Source organism: Sphingobium sp. LMC3-1-1.1, from assembly GCF_040676285.1.
Taxonomy (GTDB): domain Bacteria; phylum Pseudomonadota; class Alphaproteobacteria; order Sphingomonadales; family Sphingomonadaceae; genus Sphingobium.
This window is the reverse complement of sequence record NZ_JBEGHQ010000087.1, coordinates 1-255: the sequence shown is the minus strand read 5'-3', so window position 1 is coordinate 255 and position 255 is coordinate 1. Positions and strand designations below refer to the sequence as shown.

The window sequence follows — 255 nt, the reverse complement described above, 5'->3', positions numbered from 1 at the left end:
TGCCTGAGCGCGCGCATGCTGACTCCCAAACAGGATATGAGGACGCCGGTCACAGTGCTGACCGGCTTTCTCGGCAGCGGAAAGACCACATTGCTCAATCGCGCCCTGCGCGATCCGGCGATGACGCGCACCGCCGTGATCATAAACGAGTTTGGAGAGATCGGGATCGATCACGCCCTCACCACGGCGAGCGACGATACGATCATGGTGCTGGAAAATGGCTGCCTGTGCTGCACGGTCTTTGGCGACCTCATC

The 255-nt window shown here is 60.4% G+C and carries 1 protein-coding gene; it reads left to right on the top strand.

What is annotated here, in order from left to right; all coding sequences use genetic code 11:
- Positions 1 to 15 precede the first annotated feature (15 nt).
- The coding region (locus MRBLMC3_RS22175) for a CobW family GTP-binding protein (RefSeq protein WP_363739294.1) at positions 16 to 255 on the top strand (240 nt) is incomplete at its 3' end.